This is a genomic window from Spirochaetia bacterium (assembly GCA_022482625.1).
Taxonomy (GTDB): domain Bacteria; phylum Spirochaetota; class Spirochaetia; order Sphaerochaetales; family Sphaerochaetaceae; genus Pleomorphochaeta.
The window spans coordinates 1,617,678-1,640,277 of the sequence record JAKVOU010000001.1 but is presented as its reverse complement, the minus strand read 5'-3'; the positions used below and the strand labels follow the sequence as shown (position 1 = coordinate 1,640,277).

Annotated in this window: 21 protein-coding genes; 9 read left to right on the top strand and 12 right to left on the bottom strand. The window is 43.8% G+C overall.

Annotation, left to right across the window (positions count from 1 at the left end; all coding sequences use genetic code 11):
- Positions 1-8: 8 nt before the first annotated feature.
- On the top strand, positions 9-797 hold the full coding sequence (locus LKE40_07510) for a YitT family protein (GenBank protein MCH3917296.1): 789 nt from the start codon (positions 9-11) through the stop codon (positions 795-797).
- Positions 798-843: 46 nt separating this feature from the next.
- On the opposite strand, the gene LKE40_07505 is transcribed toward LKE40_07510, so the two are convergent.
- From LKE40_07505 to trpB, 4 genes are all read right to left on the bottom strand, one after another.
- On the bottom strand, positions 844-1,338 hold the full coding sequence (locus LKE40_07505) for a (2Fe-2S)-binding protein (protein MCH3917295.1): 495 nt from the start codon (positions 1,336-1,338) through the stop codon (positions 844-846).
- Positions 1,331-2,218, bottom strand: a complete 888-nt coding sequence (gene xdhB, locus LKE40_07500) for a xanthine dehydrogenase FAD-binding subunit XdhB (GenBank protein MCH3917294.1) — start codon at positions 2,216-2,218, stop codon at positions 1,331-1,333. Before xdhB ends, LKE40_07505 begins: the two co-directional genes overlap by 8 nt.
- A gap of 12 nt (positions 2,219-2,230) precedes the next feature.
- Entirely contained in the window at positions 2,231-4,522 is a 2,292-nt protein-coding gene (gene xdhA, locus LKE40_07495) for a xanthine dehydrogenase molybdenum-binding subunit XdhA (GenBank protein ID MCH3917293.1), read from the bottom strand.
- A 399-nt stretch (positions 4,523-4,921) separates the two neighbouring features.
- Positions 4,922-6,214, bottom strand: coding sequence for a tryptophan synthase subunit beta (trpB, locus tag LKE40_07490; protein ID MCH3917292.1), 1,293 nt, complete (start codon positions 6,212-6,214; stop codon positions 4,922-4,924).
- Positions 6,215-6,530: 316 nt separating this feature from the next.
- Between trpB and LKE40_07485 the strand changes: the two genes are divergently transcribed.
- The gene (locus LKE40_07485) at positions 6,531-7,181 is read left to right on the top strand and encodes a Crp/Fnr family transcriptional regulator (protein MCH3917291.1); all 651 of its coding nucleotides are present in this window, start codon (positions 6,531-6,533) and stop codon (positions 7,179-7,181) included.
- Between the two features lie 66 nt (positions 7,182-7,247).
- On the opposite strand, the gene trxA is transcribed toward LKE40_07485, so the two are convergent.
- The 3 genes from trxA to LKE40_07470 all read right to left on the bottom strand — a co-directional run bounded on the left by trxA (position 7,248) and on the right by LKE40_07470 (position 9,586).
- On the bottom strand, positions 7,248-7,562 hold the full coding sequence (gene trxA, locus LKE40_07480; GenBank protein ID MCH3917290.1) for a thioredoxin: 315 nt from the start codon (positions 7,560-7,562) through the stop codon (positions 7,248-7,250).
- An 88-nt stretch (positions 7,563-7,650) separates the two neighbouring features.
- The gene (locus LKE40_07475; GenBank protein ID MCH3917289.1) at positions 7,651-8,421 is read right to left on the bottom strand and encodes a DNA alkylation repair protein; all 771 of its coding nucleotides are present in this window, start codon (positions 8,419-8,421) and stop codon (positions 7,651-7,653) included.
- 31 nt (positions 8,422-8,452) lie between these two features.
- A complete protein-coding gene (locus LKE40_07470; protein MCH3917288.1) occupies positions 8,453-9,586 on the bottom strand; it encodes a glycerate kinase in 1,134 nt (377 codons plus the stop codon).
- Positions 9,587-9,887: 301 nt separating this feature from the next.
- Between LKE40_07470 and LKE40_07465 the strand changes: the two genes are divergently transcribed.
- The 7 genes from LKE40_07465 to LKE40_07435 all read left to right on the top strand — a co-directional run bounded on the left by LKE40_07465 (position 9,888) and on the right by LKE40_07435 (position 17,855).
- Positions 9,888-11,027 (top strand): ABC transporter ATP-binding protein, encoded by a 1,140-nt coding sequence (locus LKE40_07465; GenBank protein ID MCH3917287.1) that lies wholly within the window; start codon positions 9,888-9,890, stop codon positions 11,025-11,027.
- Positions 11,024-11,881 (top strand): ABC transporter permease, encoded by an 858-nt coding sequence (locus LKE40_07460; protein MCH3917286.1) that lies wholly within the window; start codon positions 11,024-11,026, stop codon positions 11,879-11,881. Before LKE40_07465 ends, LKE40_07460 begins: the two co-directional genes overlap by 4 nt.
- The gene (locus LKE40_07455) at positions 11,878-12,756 is read left to right on the top strand and encodes an ABC transporter permease (protein MCH3917285.1); all 879 of its coding nucleotides are present in this window, start codon (positions 11,878-11,880) and stop codon (positions 12,754-12,756) included. Before LKE40_07460 ends, LKE40_07455 begins: the two co-directional genes overlap by 4 nt.
- A gap of 4 nt (positions 12,757-12,760) precedes the next feature.
- Positions 12,761-13,801, top strand: a complete 1,041-nt coding sequence (locus tag LKE40_07450; protein MCH3917284.1) for an extracellular solute-binding protein — start codon at positions 12,761-12,763, stop codon at positions 13,799-13,801.
- Positions 13,802-13,922: 121 nt separating this feature from the next.
- Positions 13,923-15,401 (top strand): alkaline phosphatase, encoded by a 1,479-nt coding sequence (locus tag LKE40_07445; GenBank protein ID MCH3917283.1) that lies wholly within the window; start codon positions 13,923-13,925, stop codon positions 15,399-15,401.
- A gap of 24 nt (positions 15,402-15,425) precedes the next feature.
- On the top strand, positions 15,426-16,562 hold the full coding sequence (locus tag LKE40_07440; GenBank protein MCH3917282.1) for a YibE/F family protein: 1,137 nt from the start codon (positions 15,426-15,428) through the stop codon (positions 16,560-16,562).
- A gap of 57 nt (positions 16,563-16,619) precedes the next feature.
- Positions 16,620-17,855 carry a low temperature requirement protein A gene (locus LKE40_07435; protein MCH3917281.1) on the top strand — a complete coding sequence of 412 codons (1,236 nt, stop codon included), beginning with the start codon at positions 16,620-16,622 and terminating at the stop codon, positions 17,853-17,855.
- A 64-nt stretch (positions 17,856-17,919) separates the two neighbouring features.
- On the opposite strand, the gene LKE40_07430 is transcribed toward LKE40_07435, so the two are convergent.
- The 5 genes from LKE40_07430 to LKE40_07410 form a co-directional block, all read right to left on the bottom strand.
- The gene (locus LKE40_07430) at positions 17,920-18,435 is read right to left on the bottom strand and encodes a hypothetical protein (GenBank protein ID MCH3917280.1); all 516 of its coding nucleotides are present in this window, start codon (positions 18,433-18,435) and stop codon (positions 17,920-17,922) included.
- A 212-nt stretch (positions 18,436-18,647) separates the two neighbouring features.
- Positions 18,648-19,928, bottom strand: coding sequence for a S8 family peptidase (locus LKE40_07425; protein MCH3917279.1), 1,281 nt, complete (start codon positions 19,926-19,928; stop codon positions 18,648-18,650).
- Positions 19,929-19,978: 50 nt separating this feature from the next.
- Positions 19,979-20,149, bottom strand: a complete 171-nt coding sequence (locus LKE40_07420; GenBank protein ID MCH3917278.1) for a hypothetical protein — start codon at positions 20,147-20,149, stop codon at positions 19,979-19,981.
- A gap of 10 nt (positions 20,150-20,159) precedes the next feature.
- Positions 20,160-21,131 carry a hypothetical protein gene (locus LKE40_07415; GenBank protein MCH3917277.1) on the bottom strand — a complete coding sequence of 324 codons (972 nt, stop codon included), beginning with the start codon at positions 21,129-21,131 and terminating at the stop codon, positions 20,160-20,162.
- Positions 21,132-21,140: 9 nt separating this feature from the next.
- Positions 21,141-22,256: an ATP-binding protein gene (locus tag LKE40_07410; protein MCH3917276.1), complete on the bottom strand. Its 1,116-nt coding sequence runs from the start codon at positions 22,254-22,256 to the stop codon at positions 21,141-21,143.
- Between the last annotated feature and the right edge of the window lie 344 nt (positions 22,257-22,600).

Below are 22,600 nucleotides of genomic sequence, written 5' to 3'. Positions count from 1 at the left end.
TTATCTGCTTGGACTTGATACAGGGTCTTACGATGCTCGTGGTGTCGATTCCTCTCTTTCTTATCGGAATCAAGATATTCGGGCCATTGTATGGTGCCAAGAGTTTCTTTGGTATGTTGCTTCTTTCTCTTTTCGTGACACTATTTGGGCAACTGACCGACTATAGAGGTTTTCTTGATTACTCAGATAAGATTGATATCCTTTTGTCGGCAATTTTCGGAGGCGTCCTGCTTGGTGGTGGCGTAGGTACTGTGATGAAAGCTGGTGCAAATACCGGAGGAACTGATATCGTTGCACAGATTCTTTGCCGATATACCGGTATACCGTTGGGTAACGCACTTTTTCTCTGTGATGGACTGATTGTAGTTGCAGGGGGCTTGGCTTTTGGTTTCGAAAGAGCTTTGTTTGCCTTATGCACGTTGTATATTTCAGGCCAGATGGTCAATTATGTGGTCATGAATATGGGGAATCGTTATGCAAAGACAGCCTATATTGTAAGTCCTGCCTATGAAACAATAGGTAAACGTATTATTGCGGAACTTCATCATGGAGGAACTGTCATCGATGGTGTAGGCATTTTTACAGGGCAAAACAGAAAACTTCTCATGGCTGTCGTGCCTAATATGGAGATAACACATTTGACAAAAATTGTCCACGAAGAAGATGCCCAGGCCTTTATGTTTGTGCTGGAGACCTATCAGGTCCTTGGTTTTGGATTCGTACCTATGCAGAAGGTCTTGGAAGGTAACAAGAGCATGGATATTGCTGTTGCCAAAAAGAAAAAGACGTCCTCATAAGTTATGGGACGTCGCAAAATAAAATATCGAGTCTATCTTTCCAGATTTACTTTTGCCTTGTCTTGTTTGCCTTCCTGGCTTTTGCTGTTTTCTCTATTGCATTGACAATATTCTGGTAGCCGGTACAGCGACAGAAATTGCCTGAAATATTTTTTTTGATTTCGTCTCTGGTGAACTCTCTGTCACTGTTGATGATGGGGAGTGACGACATGATGAATCCTGGTGTACAGAACCCGCACTGCACTGCACCTTCATCGATAAATGCCTGCTGGATATCGGAAATAGTACCTTCTTTATCCGTCAATCCTTCAAGCGTAAGGATATCCTTTCCATCTGCCCAGATGGCTAGATAGATACATGAATTGAAAGGTTCCCCATTTATGAGCACAGTACAGGCACCGCATTCACCGACTTCACATCCTTTCTTGACGCTTGTAAGCTCATAATCGTTTCTCAGCATATCGGTAAGGGAAGCTCTTACATCAACATAATTTTCTACTTTTTCACCATTGATGGTACAGGTGATGAGTTTCTTAGCCATCGATTTTTCCTCCTGCCTTTTCGATTGAAGTCTTCAAAGCCCGTTTTGCCAGTTCCTTGATCAGATGCATCCTGAATTCTTTGGATGCACGCCATGAGGTCCTGGGATTTACGTCTTCGCAGGCTTTTCCTGCAACGAGATCAAGCAGGCTGCTATCCAGTACGTGTCCATTGCCTGCTGTTTCGGCAGTAGTTGCCCTGATGGGGGTAGGAGCTGCAACGCCAAAACCGATCCGTAGTCTGTCGATTGCCTTTTTGTCTTTCGTCAGTCGGACATTGACGCTACAGCCAAGGGTAGCAATGTCCATGGCCTTTCTCATTGAGTATTTCAAGTATTGCCCATACGTATTTTCATAACTGTCTTTTGTAATCCTGATGCCTGTCAGCAGTTCTCCCTCCCTGAGATCAACTTTTCCAGGGCCGAGGCTGAATTCTGCATAAGGCAAGATCCGTACACCGTTGATGCTGGAAAGTTCAAGCATGGCATCAAAAGCCTTAAGCGTAGATGCTGAATCAGCAGAAGTAACTCCATTGCAGATATTGCCTCCTATTGTACCGATATTCCGTATCTGGGGACCTCCTATTTGATCAACTGCTTCTCCCAATGTCGGTATGTACTGCTTGATGAGAGGATGTGCCGTTACATGAGAAAAACTGGTCAAGGGGCGTATGAGGATGGTACCGTCGTCTTCCATGCAGATACCTCGCAGTTCTTCCAGGCCATAGATGTTGATCAGGTCACATCCTGCCAGTCTGCCACTCCTGATCTTGATCAGTATATCACTGCCTCCTGCCAGAATAAGTGCATTCGGATATTCCATCTTCATTTGGAGTGCTTCCCGGATATCCTTTGGTTCATATAAATTGTTGAAATCGTACATTTCCGTTGTCTCCTATTTGATCAGTCCTGCATCCCTGAATGCGAAAAACAGTTTTTCCGGATTCAAGGGGATGGAATTGACGGCAACACCAGTGGCGTTGTAAACGGCATTCCTGATAGCCGGGGCTTCCGGAATGATCGGGGGTTCTCCCAGAGCCTTGTTGCCATAAGGACCGCTGGGGTCTTTCGGTTCGACAAAGTCGGCATGGAGATCAGGAGTATCCATGACAGTCATCAGCTTGTAGTCCAGCAGATTGTCGTTGAGGATCCGTCCGGTCTTCGGATCGTAAATCATATGCTCATATAGACCGTAACCCATGCCCATGCTCATACCTCCATGGACCTGACCTTCCGCTGTCTGTGGATTGATGATGGTTCCTGAATCATGTATGTTGATGATGTCCAGAATCTTGATCTGACAAAGCGGTATGTCTACTTCTACATCAGTGAAACATACGCCGAATGAATAGGTATTGTCAGTGCAATGATGGGTTTCTTCTGCAGCTATATGCTTTGACTGATCAAGGCTATAGCAAGCTTCCATGGCCACGTCTCCGACTGACAGGCCCATATCCTGCTTGGTCGTTTTGTGTATGATCCGGTTTTCTGCAATATCCAGGTCGCCAGGGTCCTTGTTCAGCATGAAACCTGCGTATGCTACGATCTGTTGCTTTAGCTTTTCGGCAGTCTTCTTGACAGCCATGCCACTTACGTAGGTCTGCCTTGAAGCATAGGCACCGGTATCGTATGGGGTAATATCTGTATCCTGTGTGGAAATGATATGTACTTTGTCGATGCTCAGGCCTGTAGTTTCTGCCGCCATCTGCGTAAATACGGTATCAGCACCTTGTCCGATTTCAGTTGCTCCCATCTGCAGTTGGATCGAACCATCTTGGTTAAGGATCATCCTGCAGGCTGAAGTTTCCAAAGAAATGGGATATACACCTGTCTTGTAGCAGAATATAGCCATACCCACACCACGTCTTTTGTTTCCGGTCTGATGGGCATACTCTTTTATTTTTTCATTCCAATGGATGTAATCCATTCCTTTCTGTATGCATTCATCCAACCCGGTGGAATGACAGGTAATGGTAGTCGGTGGATCGACATAGCCAAGTCTCATCATGTTTTTCCGACGTAATGCAATGGAATCCATTCCAATTGCTTTTGCAACTTCTTCCAGATGACTTTCCAAGGCAAAGGCTATCTGTGGTATACCATAGGCTCTCATTGCTCCTGCTGTAGGGAGATTTGTATAGACAGTTGAAGCTTCACCTCGTATAGCTCCATAGGGATACATCATCCTGAAAGCATTTACTGCGTTCGCTACCAGTGCATGTGCATGGGAAGCATAGGCACCTTGGCCGGAGAATGCTACGACATCCCTTGCAACGAAAGTTCCATCCTTACGTACATAGGTCGTGATATGGAATTTCATGGCATGGCGGACCCGTGTGCAGACAAAAGTCTCTTCTCTTGTATAGGCCAGCTTGACACATCTACCTCCTACCAATGTGGTAAGATAAGCATTGAGAGGTTCTGTCAGAGCATCCTGCTTATCGCCGAAACCTCCGCCGATATAGGGTTTGATGATCCTTATCTGTCCCATACCGACGCCAAGGGCTTGTGAACAGACTCTGCGGATGATGTGAGGAATCTGTGTCGAACTGACGACGACTATTTTGTCTTTTTCCATATAAGCATAAGAATTGGCCGGTTCAATATGGCAATGTTTGACCATGGGAGTTTCATAATCTCCTTCTACCTTGACCAGTCCTTTTTCTTGGATTGCTTTGTTGAAATCACCTATTTCATAGGATGAGTGCACCAACAGGTTTGTCGGACGGATATCTTCATGAAGAGGGGTGGCTTCAGGTTTGAGGGCATCTTCACATGTAAAGAACGGTGTATATGTTTCATAGGAGACCTTCAACTTTGCGACAGCCTGTTTTGCTGCAAGTTCTGTTTCCGCAATGACGGCTGCAATGTCATCACCATAAAACCGTACTCTCGTATTGAGCAGTTTCCTATCTGCAATATCCTGATGCTTCGCTTGTGTCGACCAAGGGTGACCTGCTGTCGGAAACTGACGGTCAGGCACTTCGAAACAAGTAAGTATCTTTACTACTCCCGGAACTTTTTCTGCTTCGCTTGTGTCGATTGCAAGGACCTTGCCATTGGCAATCGTACTATGGAGCACTTTTGCAAACAAAGGTCTGATCGGTCTGAAGTCACCGGTATATTTGGCAGTACCCATGACTTTTTCCCTGGCATCAACTCGGTTTAACCTTTTCCCGATTACCATCTTATTCCTCCTGGATTCTTGGAATTAACCTATGGGCCATAGGATGGATAATTAATTTCTTGGTGCACGGAAAGGAAACTGTCTGTTCCGTGAGATTTATATTCATTATACCGCTTCCAGTATAGCTATGAATATTTGAGCTGTCAATCTTGTTGTTGCGGTATGTTGCGATTATAACTCTATATGAAGGTGTGTTTTATTATTAATTAAAGAGTTTTTACTATTATATATTGAAAAGAAAACTAATTAAATTGCTCCTGCGTATACTTTATTTCCATTGCATGTTTTCAAAACTAATGGAAGATGGTTGGAGCAGGACAAAATGGTTCCTATTCAACGAAAAAAAGGCAACCGTACATGGTTGCCTTTTTAAACCTGAATTTTACTTTTCCCTAGCTGTTACTGCGCTTTTTCCTGGATTTGTTCAAGGAAGGCACGATATCCGTTTTCATCGATTGCAGAAGGCTCATAGTCTTTCAAAGGATAATGTTCAATGACAAAGTCAATATCTTTGTCACCACGCCCGGAGAGATTGACCAGGATATTCTTTCCTTTTCCAAGTTCTTCAGCCAGCTTGACGGCATAGGCAACGGCATGACTGGACTCCAATGCAGGAATGATACCTTCCATCCGGGAAAGTCCGTAGAAAGCTTCTATACATTCCCTATCTGTTGCCGTATGGTATTGGACCCTTCCGATGTCTTTCAGATAGCAATGCTGTGGGCCGACGCCTGGATAATCAAGGCCGCTGGCAATGGAATAGACAGGGAGTGGATTTCCTTCCTTATCTTGCAGTACATAGCACTTGAAACCGTGTATCATACCTTTTGTACCCTTTGCGAGGGTAGCAGCATGGTAGGGGGTATCGAGTCCCTTTCCTGCCGGTTCGACACCGTGCAGACGCACATCCTTATCAGCAAGGAAACCGCTGAAGATGCCGGCTGCATTGGAACCGCCACCCACACAGGCAATTACATCATCAGGTAATCTGCCGGTCATTTCAATCATCTGGGCTCTTGCCTCACGTCCTACTACACTCTGAAAATCCCTGACCATCATGGGGAAGGGATGGGGACCTACTACGGAACCGATGCAGTAAAGTTGGTTGATCGGATCCTTGAGGTAAGCTGTGAAACAAGCATCGACAGCATCTTTCAATGTCTGTGTTCCCTGTGTAACGGAAACTACCTTTGCTCCTAATATCTTCATGCGTGTGACGTTCGGAGCTTCCTTGGCTACATCGACGGCACCCATGTAGATGTCACAGTCAAGTCCCAGCAATGCAGCGGCAGTTGCAAGAGCAACTCCATGCTGTCCGGCCCCGGTTTCTGCAATGATTTTCTTGTAACCCATGCGTTTTGCAAGCAATGCTTCTCCTACGCAGTGGTTGATTTTGTGAGCACCTGTATGGTTGAGATCCTCCCGCTTCAGGTAGATATCTGCTCCGCCGATTGCCTGGGAAAGTCTTTTGGCAAAATAGACGGGAGAAGGTCTCCCGACAAAATGTGTAAGCAGGTCTTCATATTCTTCACAGAAACTCGGATCAGAAACAGCCCTTTGATATTGGTCTGCAACATTTTTCATTATCTTTGCGAGTTCTGGTGGAATAAATGCTCCGCCGTATTCACCGAAAAAACCATCCTTACCCGGTAAGCCTGTCATATCCAAGTCTTTTGTTATATAGTTTGTCATTTTTTTCCTTGTTGATTGTCTTTAGGGAAATTCCCTCTCAGTGGTTATAGGGCTATGCCCCTTTTTATAAATACGTGTAATTGATTAAAAGTTAGTGTCGCCAACTCCAGAAGAATGTCATATAGCTGCTCCTATGTTTCTTTATATAGAATCTTTAGGCTTATGTTACTTTCTGAAGAAACATTTGTCAACCTATTATACTCTTTTTTTGCTGAGTGTCCTGCCATTTGTTTTTCGGAGGTATCAAAAATCATGGAAAGGGATTAGAATTCTTTTTTTACTTTTCTTTTGGGCTTTTTTTGCATATCATTGAATCATGAACCAAGAATTAGATACTATGTTACCTTTTTATAAGGTATTGCGTACTTCAGACCAACTGGCACTTGATTCCCTTCCGATCAAAATGTATGAAGAAGGAAATCTCCTGCCGCGTTGCAGTGGTGTCCTATGTGTTTTTTCCGGCCGTCTACGGGTATATATCATAAACGAGAATGGCAAGGAAATGACTTTGTACCGGTTGTTTGACAATGATATATGCGTACTCTCAGGTTCTTGTGGACTGAAGAATATTTCCTTTGAAGTTCTGGTCAAGGCAGAAGCCCCTACCAAACTCCTGACTATTCCGACTGTACTCTATCATCGTTTGGAAAACCAATACCCTGAAGTAACGGCTTTTACCGGTTCCATGATGGCTGCCAGATTATCTGATGTCATGTGGACTCTTGAACAGGTCGCCTTCAGCAGTATGGATAGACGTGTTGCATCTTATCTGATAGAGCAACGGGCTATCCTGCAGTCTGATGAGCTTCCTATTACCCATGATGCCATTGCAAAAGATATCGGAACTGCCCGGGAAGTAATATCGAGAATGCTCAAATATTTCCAGAATGAGGGATGGATTACTCAGGGCAGAGGTAAGATAGTACTGGTAAACCCATCAGCCCTGCTGGCTTTGTCCGAACACTAAAAGACTACCCTTCCTTTCAGATGGATAGTCTTCGGGTATATACCTATTCTGTGGTTCCTTATGGGGTCAGAGTCCGAGCATGCTCTTAAGTGCGTCTTCCTGGCGTACACCTACAGCTTGCTGTACTACCTTGCCGTCCTTGAAGACCAGGAGGGTCGGGATGGACATGACACTGAACTGCTGTGCAAGGTGTCCCTCTTCATCTACGTTTACTTTGCAGATGGTAAATTTTGAGTTGTCTTCCTTTGCATCAAATTTTTCAAGTATTGAACCCTGCATCCTGCATGGGCCACACCATGCTGCCCAGAAATCTACGAGGACAGGTACCTTTGAGTTGATTACGTCATCCTGAAAACTAGCGGTTGTCGTATGTTTGATCATTTTTTTTATCTCCTTGGCTTGTGCCTTAGCTTTTTGCTTACATCTATACTATACAAAGAAAGTTCCTACAGGTAGGTGACATTGTCACCTAAGTCTTGCACTTTCCTTTACTGCCTTTAAAGGATTGTTGAAGACAGTTTCCATACTTTTGTTTTTCATGGCGGAGTGTCTTTAACCGCTGCTTGTCAGCATTTGAAATCCTGAAGCTTTCAATGGCCTTTGATGCTGACATGGCCCAGACTTCCGGTGTAAGTGCATCCTGGGTGAAAAAGTATTTTGCAGTTAGTTCCCGTTGTTTTGCAAGTGCCGTGGCAAAAGCCCATGCAAGAGCCATATTGACGTAATATTCATTACTTCTACACTTTGAAAGCTGTTCCAGGACTGTGGCTGTATGTGTGTCATCCAGATAGTAATCCATGAAACATATGATGGCAAAACGCTGGTCCCATGGATTTTTGCTTTGCAATTTTATTTTCAGGTATTCCCAGTACTTATCAGAAGCTTTTGAGATACATTTGAGTGAACTGGCAAGGCTGTCGTTGGTTGCCCAGCTGTCATTCAGGAGTAACAATCGGTCAAGGTAATGGAAAACATCTTCTTGCTGCATTTTTGCAGCAAGAGTGGCAAAAGCAAAGTAACAGAGCAGTACTTCTTCATAGTATAGGCCTTCCGTATTTTCCAACAGGTTATCTACAAACGCAATGCCTTTCACTTTAGCCTGCTGTTTTGCCAATTTCCGCAGCTCGGCAGTCCGTATGCCTAGGACAGGACGAACCGGACTGACTTGCAGCCTGCTGTTGAAAAGTGCAAGTTTTTCATCTCCGTTTCCAAGCAATTTTCTCAGCTCAGGCTTCTTCACTTGCAGTTGCTCCTGATATGATGGACAATGCTTACAGACCCAATCTCTTGAATGTTCTCATGAGATTATCCATGGTCAGGTACATGTCGTCCTTTGCCCTTCCCTTGACTTTGTTGAAATCTTTGGCTACACGGTTGATTGAATAGATTCCGGTTACTCCCATATCGTAGGCCGGTGCCACGTCATCGCCGATATCACCGACAATGGCAAATACCGGTACGTGTTTTTTCTTTGCCCGGCGTGCAATGCCTATGACTACCTTGCCTCTCAGGCTTTGCCCATCTATTTTGCCTTCCCCTGTGAAGACCGCATCGGCACTTTCAAGCTTTTTGTCAAATTCTACGGTATCAAGGACTGTTTCGATACCCATTTGCAGCTTTGAATCGAAGAAAGCTATCATACCGCCACCCATGCCTCCTGCGGCACCGCTGCCAGGTATGGTTTGGACGTTTACGTTGCAATCCCTTTCCATTACTTTGCACAATGCCTGCATCTTGGCATCGAGGGATTCAACCATTTTCTCATCAGCTCCTTTCTGGGGACCGAATATATAGGCGGCTCCTGTCTTGCCATAGTATGGATTGTCAATGTCACACATTGTCTTGATCTGGATGCCCTCAAGAAGTGAGCTTCTTTTGCTTTTATCTATGCTGGCAACTTTATCCAATGTACTTCCCGTAGGGACGAATTCATTGCCTTTGCTGTCAAGGAAACGCACACCACAAGCTGCTGCTGCGCCACAGCCGCCATCATTTGTTGCAGAACCGCCAAGTCCTATGATGATAGTCTTGCAACCCCTTTTTGCTGCATCAATCATCAGTTCTCCAACTCCATAGGTAGTTGTAAGGCTGGGGTCAAGTTGATCTTGGACAAGTGGAAGCCCTGCGGTTGCTGCCATTTCAATGACAGCAACGTTACCGGGAAGAATCCCATAGAAACCTTCTACAGGCTCTCTATAAGGCCCAGTAGCCTTAAGCGTGATTTTTTCTCCACCTAAGGCTTGGAGGAACGAATCAACGCTTCCTTCTCCTCCGTCTGCTACGGGTAGGCTTATTGTATGGGCATCCGGGTAGGTTGCTTTGATGGCTTTTTCCATGATGGTACAGATTTCCATGGAACTCATGGTCCCTTTGAATGAATCGGGAATCAAGATGAAATTTTTCATGAGTCTGTGTCTTTTCTCCTGAGTCGTATTTGTCACTATGATAAACACAACAGCCATGTTTATCAATCAATTTTCACTATTGGTTTCCAGTACTTTTATTTTATTAAGAGAAAAATAATCGATTCCAAGTGATTTTGATATATTGACTGACAACCCATGTAGTATTATAAGTGTGCTATATTCGTTTTTTGAGAATTTTGTAGTGATTCCTTTACGGAAATTATCAAGTGGCGGGTCTCTGTGGGGTCGTCCACTTCCTTGCTGGTTTGGAAGTACGCTTCCTGTGGAGTTTTTCAGAGAGATGAAAGGCAGTGCAGTGGTCATTGACCATGTATCCAAGCGATTTGGTGGTTTTTGTGCTTTGGATGATGTGAGTATCACAATCAAAAGTGGGGAATTCTTTTCTCTTCTAGGACCTTCTGGATGTGGGAAGACGACGTTGTTGCGAATTCTTGCCGGTTTTGAGTTTCCTGACGATGGAACCGTGCTTTTTGACGGTGAGGATGTCTTGCCGTTGCCTCCGGAAAAACGTCGTTCAAATACTGTGTTCCAAAGTTATGCTCTCTTTCCTCATATGACTGTCTATGAAAACATTGCTTTTCCTTTGAGACTGAAAAAAGTCCCTGAGAAGCAAATCAGAGAGAAAGTCATCAAGTACCTACGGTTGGTTCAACTTGAAGGGCAGGAAAGAAAGATGCCGGATCAGATTTCCGGTGGGCAACGCCAAAGGGTTGCCATAGCCCGGGCCTTGATCGGGGAACCGAGCGTATTGCTTCTTGATGAACCTCTTTCTGCCTTGGATGCAAAACTGCGATCTAACCTTCTGGTTGATTTGGATACCATCCATGATAAGATAGGCATTACTTTCATCTATGTGACCCATGACCAGAACGAAGCACTTTCTGTTTCTGACCGTATTGCAGTCATGAACAAAGGCAAAGTACTGCAGATCGGCACTCCCTTTGAAATCTATGAGTGTCCTGCAACACAGTTCGTTGCACGTTTCATCGGAGAAACCAACAGTTTTGTGGCGACAGTCGAGACCTGTAACAAGCTCCCTGATGTCCCTGATCGTCCTGAAGAGTATGCCTGTAGGCTTCGGATCGGTAATTTCAAGGATCCGCTTCTGGTAACTGACTATGAAATGACAGCAGCAGGGCAAAAAGTCTGCTATACTGTCAGACCGGAAAAAATCTATATTTCCCATGAAATGCCTCCTTTTAGGGAAGGGCTCAATGTTTTTCCTGGAGTCGTAGAAGAAGTCGTGTATTCTGGCTTCCAATCCAAGTTCTATGTCCGTTTGAGAAACAATCAATTGGTCAGGGTATATAAGCAGCATAAGGTGTTCCTTGATGATGGACCCGAGATTGAGTGGCAGGATAAGGTTTTCGTTTCCTGGACAGACAATGACGGCTATATAGTGGAGGATATCCTCAAATGAAATTACAGGAGTCCCATGGGCGTAAAAAAAATCTCGGTGGTGCCTATGCTTATCCGATGGGAGCCTGGCTTTTGATATTTTTCCTTGCTCCCATGGCTGTGATCATCTGCTACAGTTTCCTGCAGAAGGCTCTTTACGGTGGGGTTGAACCAATTTTTTCCCTTCAGGCCTATGCCCGGTTATTTGACAAAGCCTATGGGCTTATTGCTTTGAGAACTTTTTTGCTGTCGGTCTTGATTACGGTCATCGTGATGATACTTGCAATCCCAACAGCATATGCCATTGTCAAAAGCCGGCATCAGACTTTGTTGCTTGCCCTGGTATTGATTCCGTTCTTGACGAATTCCTTGCTTCGTATCTTTGCATGGATGTCCCTTCTTGGCAGTGACGGTATCATCGTCTATCTGCTTTCCTTGCTGGGAGTTCCAAGTGACCATCTGAGTTTGCTATATAACAGTTTTGCCGTTGTCCTTGTATCTGTCTATATGTTCCTTCCCTATGCGATTCTCCCTGTGTTTGCATCGATTGACCGTTTTGACTTTGCCCTGTTGGAAGCTGCCAGGGACTTGGGTGCCTCCCGTGCAACTGCGACACGAAAAGTGCTTTTCCCTTCAATAAAAGGAGGAATAGAAACTTCTGTAGTCTTTACGTTCATTTCGGCATTCGGCAACTATACGGTCCCGCTTTTGGTCGGTGGCAAGGATTCTTATCTGCTTGGCAATCTGATTGCTGACCAGGTCACAAAGACAAGGAACTGGCCGCTTGCGGCAGCTTTCTCCTTGCTTATTGCTTTGATCTCAACTGTCGGTGTGCTTTATCTGCTGAAAGATGATGGAAAGGAAGGAAAAAGATGAGATCTTTGTTTTTCAAGGAATTCCTTTCTTCTTTGTTACGGAAAAGACCCAATAGGACGCAGATGGGGCGGGATGCACGCAAAAGTTTCAAGCGACGGAAAGAATTTTCTTTTTCAAAGGTAATGTTGGTGATAAGTCTCCTGTTTCTGCTGTTGCCTCTTGTTCTGATCATTGTTTATTCCTTTAACAAAGATAAGGGGGCACAATTTACTGGTTTTTCCCTGCAATGGTATAAGGAACTTTTCTTTGATTCCCCAGCTCTGTGGAAGGCCGTGTTGAACAGCATTATCATTGCTTTGTCTTCTGCTGCAGTTTCTACGGTACTTGCTACGCTTGCTGCCGTAGGAGTAAGCCGGTACCGTTTTGCTGGCAGACGTTTTATCCAGACTGTTTCCTACCTTCCTATGGTAATGCCAGAAGTCATCATCGGTGTTTCTACAGTCCTGTTTTTTGCCAAGATAGGCCTGCAGTTGGGACTGTTTACCATTTTCCTTGCCCATGTGACTTTTTGTCTTCCGTTTGTGTTCCTGACAATCATGACCAGATTGGATGAGTTTGACGTTTCCGTCATTGAAGCTGCAAAAGATCTTGGTGCTGATGAAAGGACGACATTGCTGAAGATTGTCATACCCATCATCATGCCTGGCATTCTCAGTGGTTACTTGATGGCAGTTACCCTTAGCATGGAAGATTTTGTCATTACGTTTTTTGTCAGTGGACCTGGGTCGACGACTCTTCCCCTTTATATCTATTCCTTGATTCGTTTCGGCATTACTCCTGCAGTCAATGCCTTGGCCCTGTTTATTCTTCTGTCAATCTGCCTGGTTGTCTTCACGTTGAGGAAATTTCTGAAGACGCTGGCATCCTCGAGGTAACCTTATGAAGAAGCGTGATCTGCTGTCTATCTTTGCCGTTGTCCTGACTTCTTGTCTGTTGGTATCCTGTTCAAGCAAGAAAAAGACATTGTATTTGTTCAATTGGACCTGCTATACCCCGCAATCGGTGATTGAGGAATTTGAGAATACCTATGATGTCAATGTTGAAGTTGACAACTTTGCTTCAAATGAAGAAATGTTTGCAAAGCTCCTCTGTGGTGCGACAGGGTACGATGTTATCTTTCCATCACAGGATTATGTTTCCATCTTGATCAAACTTGGCATGCTGGAGAAAATTGACCTTTCGAAGATTCCGAATGTGAAATACCTTTCTGCCTTGGTCAAGGAAAAGGCGACATATGATCCTGGGTTTGTCTATTCGGTTCCGTATTTCATGGGTGCAGCCGGCGTTTCGGTAAACAAGGAAAAGGTCCATGGCTATGATCACAGTTGGGATATCTTTTCCCGTACCGATCTTGCCGGGCATATGAGCATGATGGATGATATGAGGGAAGTCTTGGGTGATGCCTTGGCGTACAAGGGCTATAGTGTCAATACACTGGATGATGGACAGCTTGCACAGGCAGAGTATGTCGTCAACAAGGTCTGGAAGCCGAACTTGGCCAAGTTTGACAGTGAAGGGTTCGGGAAAAGTTTTGCTTCCGGTGATTTCTATGTGGTTCAAGGGTATCCTGAAATTGTATTCGGTGAACTGAAGGAAAGTGATTGGGACAAGGTCGATTATTTCGTTCCCAAGGAAGGCGGCCCGATGTATATTGATTCCATGTGTATCCCAAAGGGAGCCAAGGATCCTGAACTTGCCATGCTGTTCATGAATTTTATCCATAGACCTGACGTATATGCACAATTTCTTGATGAGTTCCGTTTTCCTCCCAGTGTCAATGAGGCTGCAGCTGCGTATATGACGACTGTGCCCATGTATGCTACCAGTCAGCTTGCTTCCTGCCAGATCAAGGATGATGTCGGTGCAGGATTGGAAAAGTACAATGATATCTGGCAAAAGATCAGGTTTTCCGGCAAATAGGTCATGTGCATCACTTGTACCCGATGTATATCTGTCTGTATTTCATGGTTTTCTAATGTGTGCTTAACATTTGTCTTATTTTTTTCTCCTACGGTAGAAGTACCTCAATTAGGAGAAATATATGAAACGAATCTTAAGTATCGTATCCGTACTGCTTACTGCCAGCTGTCTGCTGGTTGCAGAAGGGGAAGTTGAAACATCGGCGGTACTCCAGCCGAACGGAAGCCAGGCAGGACGTGCAAAACATGTGATCCTGCTGATCGGAGACGGAATGGGTGTACCCCAGATTGCTGCTGCCGATGCCTATCTCGGAGCAGAGGACGGCAATTGGATGGGCAAGCTGAGTTTTGAGGATTTCCCTCACCAAGGTATGACCACTACTTATGCAAGCGACAGGCTGATTACCGATTCCGCTGCAGCAGGAACAGCCATTGCTACTGGCCATAAGACCTATTGTGGTGCAATTTCAGTCGATGACAACCATACTCCTCTTACATCCATTCTTGCTGAAGCCCAGCAACAAGGAAAAGCTACAGGTGTACTGACTACGACCCGTGTGACCCATGCAACTCCTGCAGTGTTCCTTGCCCATAATGTCGACAGGGACGACGAGAATGCCATTGCCATAGATGAAAGCCTTTCTGGTGTCGATTTCCTTGCAGGTGGTGGTTACCGTAACTTTGTCGGACAAGGTGGAAGCTTGAAATCAAAGCGAACTGACGGAAGGGACCTGACCAAGGAAATGAGTGCCAAGGGCTATACCACGTTTGTCGGTGATGGAAAGACTGCTGATTTCCTTGCATACCAACCCAAAGCCGGTGACAAGGTACTGGGATTGTTCTCTGCTTCCCATCTGAGCTATGCCATAGACAAAGCTGACCAACCGACCTTGGCCCAGATGACCGACAAGGCAATCCAGCTTTTGAGCAAGGATGATGACGGATTCTTCCTTATGGTCGAAGGTGGCAGGATTGACCATGCCTGCCATGCCAATGATGCCAAGACATCCATAATTGACACGCTTGCTTTCAATGATGCCGTACAGAAGGCCATAGACTACTACAAGCAGCATTCCGGCGACACATTGGTAATCATTGTTGCTGACCACGAAACCGGTGGCTTGACCCTTGGATTTGCCGGGACTGAATATGAGAGTGCATTCAAGGCTTTGGAAGGGCAGGATATTTCCTATGAAAACTATACGGAAAATGCCTTTGCCCAGTATAAGGAAACCCATACTGCAGCAAACTGCAGTCTTGATGATTTGAAAGGTGATCTGAAGAATTACTTCGGACTTGACAACCTTACCGCCCAGGAAAGCGTTGAGCTTGCTGCGGCTCTCAAGAGGAGCATGGACGGAGAAGTGATCAAGTCGGCCTATACTGATGATTACCTGCTTTATGGTGGCTACGAACCGTTTGTCATGGAGATTACCCATGTCCTCAACAGCCGCGCCGGTATCGGTTGGACGACTTACTCACACACTGCAGTTCCTGTTGCAACCTATGCAGAAGGACCTGACAGCCAGCTGGTCAATGGAATGATGGACAATGTGGACATCTACAAGGTAATGGCGGATGCCCTTGGCATCCGGAAGTAGTAGTACACGATGAGGAGGAAGATCATGATGAAGACTGCCCTTGGCAAGCGTTTTGACCTGTCATTCACCGTGTTGCTGTCAGTGCTGAGTCTTGTCATGGTTTTCCTGCCGATTTCGCTGGGCACGAGTAAACCTACCGTCCCGTCAGCGGTAAAAGCCCTGGTACTCAGCGTTGACGATACACATATGGAACAATATGGCATTACAAAAGTCGGGCAGCAGTCTGTTATGGTGCGGATACTTTCGGGAACCTATGCCGGGAAAGAAATAAAAGGTGTCAACAGGCTCCTTGGCAAGATGGAGCTTGATACTGTATATGAACCTGGAATGAAAGTGCTTGCAACTCCCTATGTCAAGGACGGTAAACTCATGGGGGCCACGTTGGTAGGCTATGACAGGTTACCTTATGAATGTATGCTGCTCGTACTCTTTTCGATTTTTCTTGCTTTGTTTGCCGGTATGACAGGAATAAAGGCCTTGGTTTCTTTCCTGTTTTCCGGCGCGATGATCTGGAAGGTCATGCTTCCTGTCTTTCTCAAGGGCTTCGATCCTGTACTTGTGTCCATGATCGTAGTCCTGTTGCTTTCTGCTGTCATCCTTTTTCTCATAGGAGAGATGACAAAGAAGGGATTGGCTTCTTTTCTCGGCACAGCTTCCGGAATTATAGTGACCTGGCTGCTTGCAACGGTCTTTACCAGGCTTTTCCGTCTCAGCGGAGCCGTGAAACCTTTTACTGAGACTTTGCTGTACAGCGGGTATGCGTACCTGAACCTGACGAAAATTTTCATTGCCGGTGTATTCCTGGCAGCTTCGGGAGCGGTAATGGATATTTCGATGGACGTGGCGGCAGCCATGGAAGAGGTGAAGCGGCATAACCCGACTTTGGCAAGGAAGGAGCTGGTCTTCTCGGGACTTCGTGTCGGTCGTTCTGTGATCGGCACGATGACTACTACACTGTTGCTTGCTTACTCCAGCAACTACATGGGACTCCTGATGGTTTTCATGGCACAGGGGACGCCTATGGTACAGATGCTGAATCTCAATTATGTTGCTGCCGAAATCCTCAATACGATGGTAGGTAGCTTCGGCTTGGTTCTTACTGCTCCTCTTACGGCAATTGTTGCCGGTTTCTTGTATGCAAAAAATGGTGCAGGGACTTGAGCAAAATGCCTTCCGACAGGTACGATGGAATTGCTTTGAGGAAGGACCGGTATAGATATGAGATTGTCTGAGAGCATCAAATACTGGTGGCAGGAGCCACGGAAGGCAAGTGATGTTGAAGAAGAGCGGAAAGTTTCGGCATTGGAACTGTTCTATGACATAGTTTTTTCGATTTATCTTGCGCGGATTACCCGATGGGATGCCTATGCTTCCTTGACGTGGATACATGCTTTTACTTTTTTCCTTATCTTTTCACTTGGATGGTGGGTCTGGTTCAACAGCTGTATCTACCACGACCTGCATGGCAACCAGGATGTCAGGACCAGGGTGTTTACTTTCGCTCAGATGTTTGGTATGGGAAGTGTTGCCGTCTATGCATCCGATCCTTTGGCAGTCAATTTCAGGGGATTCGCTTTTTCCTATGCATTCCTGATGTTCCTGTTTGCGCTTATCTGGTTGATGACGGGTGTCTATGATGTCGATCACGAACCATATTCAAAGCCTTATGCTTTGGTCTGTCTTATCGTCGGACTGCTGTTTGTACTTTCAGTCTATGTTGATCGTTCAGCTCGTCTCATGCTTTGGATTTTCTCTTTGTTGCTGCAGTTCAGTATCTATTTCATCGTGTATGCCGTGAACAGGAAGAAAGGATTGGATGTAACTGTCCGGTACGGTATTACCCATGCGCTGAAGGATCGTTTCAGCCGGTTGGTCCTGATTATTCTCGGACAGATGGTCGCACAACTGGTTGCAGGTGTCTATTCTTCTGAAAAAGTGCTGGCCATAAACTTCAAGAAAGCTTTCATAGGCATGTGGGTTGTCATTGCAATCTGGTGGATCTACTATGATCTGGTTCCTCTTGAAAGGCCGCATGATACATTGGTATCCATTGGTTTTTGGACTGTAGGGCACGCGGTCATGGACTTTTTGCTTTGTTTGCTGGGTACACAGGTGATGAGGACGCTGATACTCGGGGATATGCAGGTCATCTATGCTTTTGTCCTTGAACACTATACATTGCCGCTTGCTATATTTCTGTTTTGTGCTTTTATTGTCATCGGTACGCTTCGGGAAGTAAAGGTACATCAGCAGGCACGGAACTGGGGCAGGCTGTTCATGCTCGTGAGCATCGGGCTGTTCCTTATCTGTTATTTTTCCCCGGTGTCTCCACGCATTGGCATTGCAGTATTCTTCGTTGCCCTATACCTGCCTGTCATTGCCGAGGTAGTAGCCCAAGTGAGGGTCAACTATAAGAAAGACCGTCATCGTAGCAATCTTGAAATAATGATGTAGGGCTATGGAAGGAAAAGGCCCTTCCGACCGGAAGGACCAAGTAGAAATGGAAAATATCTGAAAATCAACAGTACCGGCAACTGCCGTCCCTGCGGCGTCTGCCACCACCTGCTGAAAATCCCCTGTTTCCGGCCCCGAAGCCACGTCCGTGGCTGCGACCTTGCCCTTGTCTGCAAGAACGGCCAGGACCATACATGCCGTTTCCTCTGCCACGGCAACCGTATCCGAATCCCTGGCCTAAGCCATAAGGAATGTCCTGCATCTGTACAGGGATGCTTGTCAAATGACCATCAAGATAGGACTGCAAGGCTGTCTTTGCATCTCCCTGTATTCCAGTGACCAGTTTGATTTGCATCTGCTGTAAGTAGGGCAGTGCCCTTTCTCCGACGAAGTCACAGATCAGGACTTCGGTTCCTGCATCCTTGAGTGCTCCAAGGATATCTGTAGGGCCATTGTTTTGGACGGGAACTTTTCGCTCTGATTTGATTTCTTTTCCTTCGACTTCAAACAAGGTGATTTCCATACTCCGTCCTAGGTGTGGTACGATTTGTGAATTGAAAGTTGGTATTGCGATTATCATATGTATGCCTCCTGTATATGAAATTAATTTATGGCATATGCCATTTACAAGAAACAATCTATACTAGTTTTCGGCATATGTCAATAACTTTGATAAAAATTTTTCCTAAATTTGTTGGCTGCTCCCTTGGATATTACAAAATAGAATTTATTATATCATCAAAATGACAGGACAGAAAAAACTGTAATTGGTTTTGATAATTACTGTAACTATTAAATCCTAATTTTTGTAGCAGGTATAGTAGACTTCGGTATTATTGGTACTAGTTCTGGATAGGATTCCATGATTTTTTCTGTTATATTTGTTGTTTTAGTAGCTTGGATAGTAATAATAAGTGCATAGTGAAGTCTGTTTTTCTTTGAAGTAGTCATACCATTTTCTCTTGCATTATAATGAATATCAAAGCACGGTTCTTTGAGAGAACTTGCCCTGAACTTCCTTTTTCCTTTCAGAACAGTTTCCCATTTTCCGGCATCATTTCTTAGTTCTTTTTCTGTTGCGAAAATTTTTTTTGAGAAAAAGCTTTTTGATGTAGCTTGTTTTCCATCTTCATTCTTTGTTTTATCTGGACGAAAAGTTACTTCGATTCCTGCTTCTGTATATGCATCGGAATTTTCTGGGTCAATTTCTGTAGTATAACAGATAGTAGCTTTTAGAGAAATCATTCCTTGCAGTTGTTTGGGTAGAGGTATATGTACCCGTAAATATTTTCCTGCTATTAGTTCTCCTTGGTAAACAATTCTTGATGTACCATCTCCGCAAGTGATAAGGGATAGAAGATTATCAGGGATTCTTCCCCATCCAACATCAATCCGGTCATTTCCATTACGTTCAGCACTATCAATTAACAATGCTTTGATTGCAAGAACGGAAAACTCATTTCCGAGATAAGCTCGGATACCAACAGCAGTCCTCAACAAGAGTGGAGCTGCAAAACTAGTACCCATCTGAGGTACAATTATAGGTACTTGTCCCTTTGTGAGAGTATGAAAATATTCTTGAGGAGATCCTCCGAAAGCAACTAAATCTGGTTTAACGATACCAGGTTGCCTTCCTGGTCCTATTGCACTATATGAAGCCTTTTTCCATTTGCTATCAGTTGAGTCTGACGCTCCAACGGATACGGCATTTACGCAATCTGATGGGACTTCAATTCTTGCATTTCCTGATGATCTGTCAGCTTCTCCATTGTTTCCTACAGCAATTGTCATGAATGTTTTTCCATTTGCAAGTGCATCATCAATAACAGAAGTCCATGCATGAATTTCATGATCATCGATTGGTAAATCAGGTCCAATGCTTAAGTTGACAAATTCATATTGTCTTGATAGCAATACATCTTGGATCATTCCTAATGTTCGATATGAGACAAGAGGACTTTCATTGTTGCTAAGTTTATCCAGTATGCGAATATGTGTAATCGGAGCATAGGGTGACATTATTGCATTTCCTGGAGATATCGGGCCAAATAAGAATGCTGAAGAAACTTCCAAGCCATGATTATTGTATTCTAGAGGTTTTTGCAAAACTCGAAACTGATTGGTCAGTGTGCATAAATATGCAGTTTTCTCAGCAGGATTCCCGGCCTGTGTCCGGAAGGGCGTCCGTCCTGCGTGTGCGCGCAGGCCTGCGGCAGGCCATAAGGGCTACGTGATGCGGCCGGTTCCCATCTCCTGCAGCCGTCAGGCCTGGCTTCTGCATGGATATGCATCATCCGTGAATATTTATTCAGGCATCCGTGAATTTTGCAAAAACCTCTCTATAATATCTTTTGCATTTTCATCTCCTTTTAAATAGCGGTAAAGCCATGGCTTTATCGGATTATCTTGTGGTAATCCACCATCCATGATTGCAACATGAATAGTGTCGGAAATTGGTTGCTTAACAGAAGGTAATGAAACTTTGATAGCAGGAAGGCTAACCCTTGTAGTCGAAGAGGGAATATCTCTGATTTTAGGCATAAGCCGAATTACTCTAATGAACGAAAATTTAGAAAGTTGCATTATTTCCAACTTTGTTCCACGGACAGGAACAAATAAAAGATTGCCAGATTTAAAAGAGTAATCTTGTAAACATTCAATGGAAAGGTTATGTGAAAAGTCCCAAAAAGAATTCATAATTATACGAGCTTGGGAATCAAAGGGAATAAGCTGCAATGCAATCTCAAAAAACATAGATATGTTTTCTTGTTTTATTTCTTTTACGGAATCAAGAATTGGGTTGTGTAGTCCCACATCTTCAATTTTTGAAAAATCAAGCGCCTCTATACTATTGGGATCTAATTGCTCGGTGATATGAGGAATATTACGAAGGATTTTACGTTTTCCTGCTATAAATAACTGGGATGTTGTTGTTTTTTTAGGAACAATTTTCCTATTCCATTTACGAGGTACGATACTAATGTTGCGACTGCCTATGGGAATTACATTTAATTTTTCGAATAAAGCAGAGGGATAGTAAGAACGTGCAATGAAAGCAGGGTTCAACGTTATAGTTTCGACAGCATAGTCTGCTGGGCATGCAAGGGCTGGAAGCTTGTCGACATTGTTTGCTATTGTGACAAATTTTGAATTTAATTGGGCAAGTGATTCTTCAAAAGTATATGGATAAGCTTTTTTGTTTGGATAATTATGCTTGATTTTGATTGGAGAAGTAAGTAATTCTCCTTTACCAAGGATAAAGTGACGTTTTCCCATTAAACCCTCCTATTCGAGCAATAATTGATTTTTATATTTTCGAATTGTATCACGACTAACGCCTGTTATTTTGCTTATTTTTATTTGAGAAAATTTCCCATTACGTAACAAAACTTTAGCCATTTCAATCCGATTATGTTTTTCAAGATTATTTTTAATAAAGTTTGCCATTATTTCTTCAACGGAAAAATTTTCAACAATAAAGGTGCGCCGAAGCTTTAAAATCTGGTTTTCAATATCGGCAAAAGATTGTTTTTGAAATAGAATAGTAAAGATTTCTTTATAGTTTTGGAATGGTCCATAATTTTTGCCTAAAAAACGTATGATTGCTTCTTCTGTTTGTTCTTTATCTGGTAATGGAAATTCAAGAACTTCATCAAATCGACGCCATAGGGCAGGATCAACAAGTTCTGGATTGTTTGTTGCCGCAACAAGGATACTTGTTGTTGGCCAGCTATCAATTTCTTGTAACAATACGGTAACAATTCGTTTGATTTCTCCGATATCAAAGTCATCATTTCTTTTTTTCGCTAAGGCGTCGATTTCATCAAGAAGAAGAACCATTGGTTGTTCTTGGGCGAAAGCCAATGCGGCTTTCAGATTATTACCTGTTTGACCAAGATAGCTGCCAACTACTGTTGCAAGATCGATTTTATATAACGGAAGATTAAGAATTTTTGCTAACCAGTATGCAGAAAGTGTTTTTCCTACTCCTGGTTTTCCAATAAAAAATAATGTACTTGTTGGTTTTAATCCTGATTTTGATAGTTTGGCAATAGATTGTCGTTCTAAAATAATTCGTTGAAAAATTCCTTGTAAGCCAGCTTGGAGTATTGGCCTTTCTGCTGTGGTGCAATTGATTGGACCTGATATAAAAGACGATAATGAATTTTCGTTTAAATTGTTTTGTCTTACGTCTTTTGTAGAAGCGACATGACGAAGTATAGAATCATTTTTTGAGTTACTTAACAATGTTGCCAGCTGTTTTGATAAGTTTGGAAAAATGTTCCGAAGTTTTCTTGATGTACGGGCAATATATAATCTTGAATTCTCTATGTCACCAGCTATAGCAAATCGGGAAATATCGACTAAATATTTATAGATTAATTCTTTTTCGTCAATCATTAATATATTCTCTTTATTAAACAATAATTATATGCATACTTAAGTATGCCTATATTTAGTATTTCATTAATAAAATAGTCTTTCAAGTATCTTAAGACAAAAAGGAAGATTTTTTCAGTTATAAAATTTGGAACAACTGATATATTGATGAGGCTTTGCAAAACTTACGGATGTCTGAATGAATAGTCATGGACAGTACATATATACAGGAGGCATACCGAACACCTGCAAAGGGATGAAAACGGACCGTATCATCATGTTGCTTCCGTTGTTTGTATAAGTCTGTGCACACACGTCTGATGGATATCTGCCCAGGTGGTTTGCTCCTGTCCATTCCTTTCTGT

Bases quoted from the DNA above. Each gene is read 5' to 3' on its own strand.
- LKE40_07505 (MCH3917295.1), bottom strand. From the start codon at position 1,338: ATGGCTAAGAAACTCATCACCTGTACCATCAATGGTGAAAAAGTAGAA.
- xdhB (MCH3917294.1), bottom strand. From the start codon at position 2,218: ATGTACGATTTCAACAATTTATATGAACCAAAGGATATCCGGGAAGCA.
- xdhA (MCH3917293.1), bottom strand. From the start codon at position 4,522: ATGGTAATCGGGAAAAGGTTAAACCGAGTTGATGCCAGGGAAAAAGTC.
- trpB (MCH3917292.1), bottom strand. From the start codon at position 6,214: ATGACAAACTATATAACAAAAGACTTGGATATGACAGGCTTACCGGGT.
- LKE40_07485 (MCH3917291.1), top strand. From the start codon at position 6,531: ATGAACCAAGAATTAGATACTATGTTACCTTTTTATAAGGTATTGCGT.
- trxA (MCH3917290.1), bottom strand. From the start codon at position 7,562: ATGATCAAACATACGACAACCGCTAGTTTTCAGGATGACGTAATCAAC.
- LKE40_07470 (MCH3917288.1), bottom strand. From the start codon at position 9,586: ATGAAAAATTTCATCTTGATTCCCGATTCATTCAAAGGGACCATGAGT.
- LKE40_07465 (MCH3917287.1), top strand. From the start codon at position 9,888: ATGAAAGGCAGTGCAGTGGTCATTGACCATGTATCCAAGCGATTTGGT.
- LKE40_07460 (MCH3917286.1), top strand. From the start codon at position 11,024: ATGAAATTACAGGAGTCCCATGGGCGTAAAAAAAATCTCGGTGGTGCC.
- LKE40_07455 (MCH3917285.1), top strand. From the start codon at position 11,878: ATGAGATCTTTGTTTTTCAAGGAATTCCTTTCTTCTTTGTTACGGAAA.
- LKE40_07450 (MCH3917284.1), top strand. From the start codon at position 12,761: ATGAAGAAGCGTGATCTGCTGTCTATCTTTGCCGTTGTCCTGACTTCT.
- LKE40_07445 (MCH3917283.1), top strand. From the start codon at position 13,923: ATGAAACGAATCTTAAGTATCGTATCCGTACTGCTTACTGCCAGCTGT.
- LKE40_07440 (MCH3917282.1), top strand. From the start codon at position 15,426: ATGATGAAGACTGCCCTTGGCAAGCGTTTTGACCTGTCATTCACCGTG.
- LKE40_07435 (MCH3917281.1), top strand. From the start codon at position 16,620: ATGAGATTGTCTGAGAGCATCAAATACTGGTGGCAGGAGCCACGGAAG.
- LKE40_07430 (MCH3917280.1), bottom strand. From the start codon at position 18,435: ATGATAATCGCAATACCAACTTTCAATTCACAAATCGTACCACACCTA.
- LKE40_07420 (MCH3917278.1), bottom strand. From the start codon at position 20,149: ATGATGCATATCCATGCAGAAGCCAGGCCTGACGGCTGCAGGAGATGG.
- LKE40_07415 (MCH3917277.1), bottom strand. From the start codon at position 21,131: ATGGGAAAACGTCACTTTATCCTTGGTAAAGGAGAATTACTTACTTCT.
- LKE40_07410 (MCH3917276.1), bottom strand. From the start codon at position 22,256: ATGATTGACGAAAAAGAATTAATCTATAAATATTTAGTCGATATTTCC.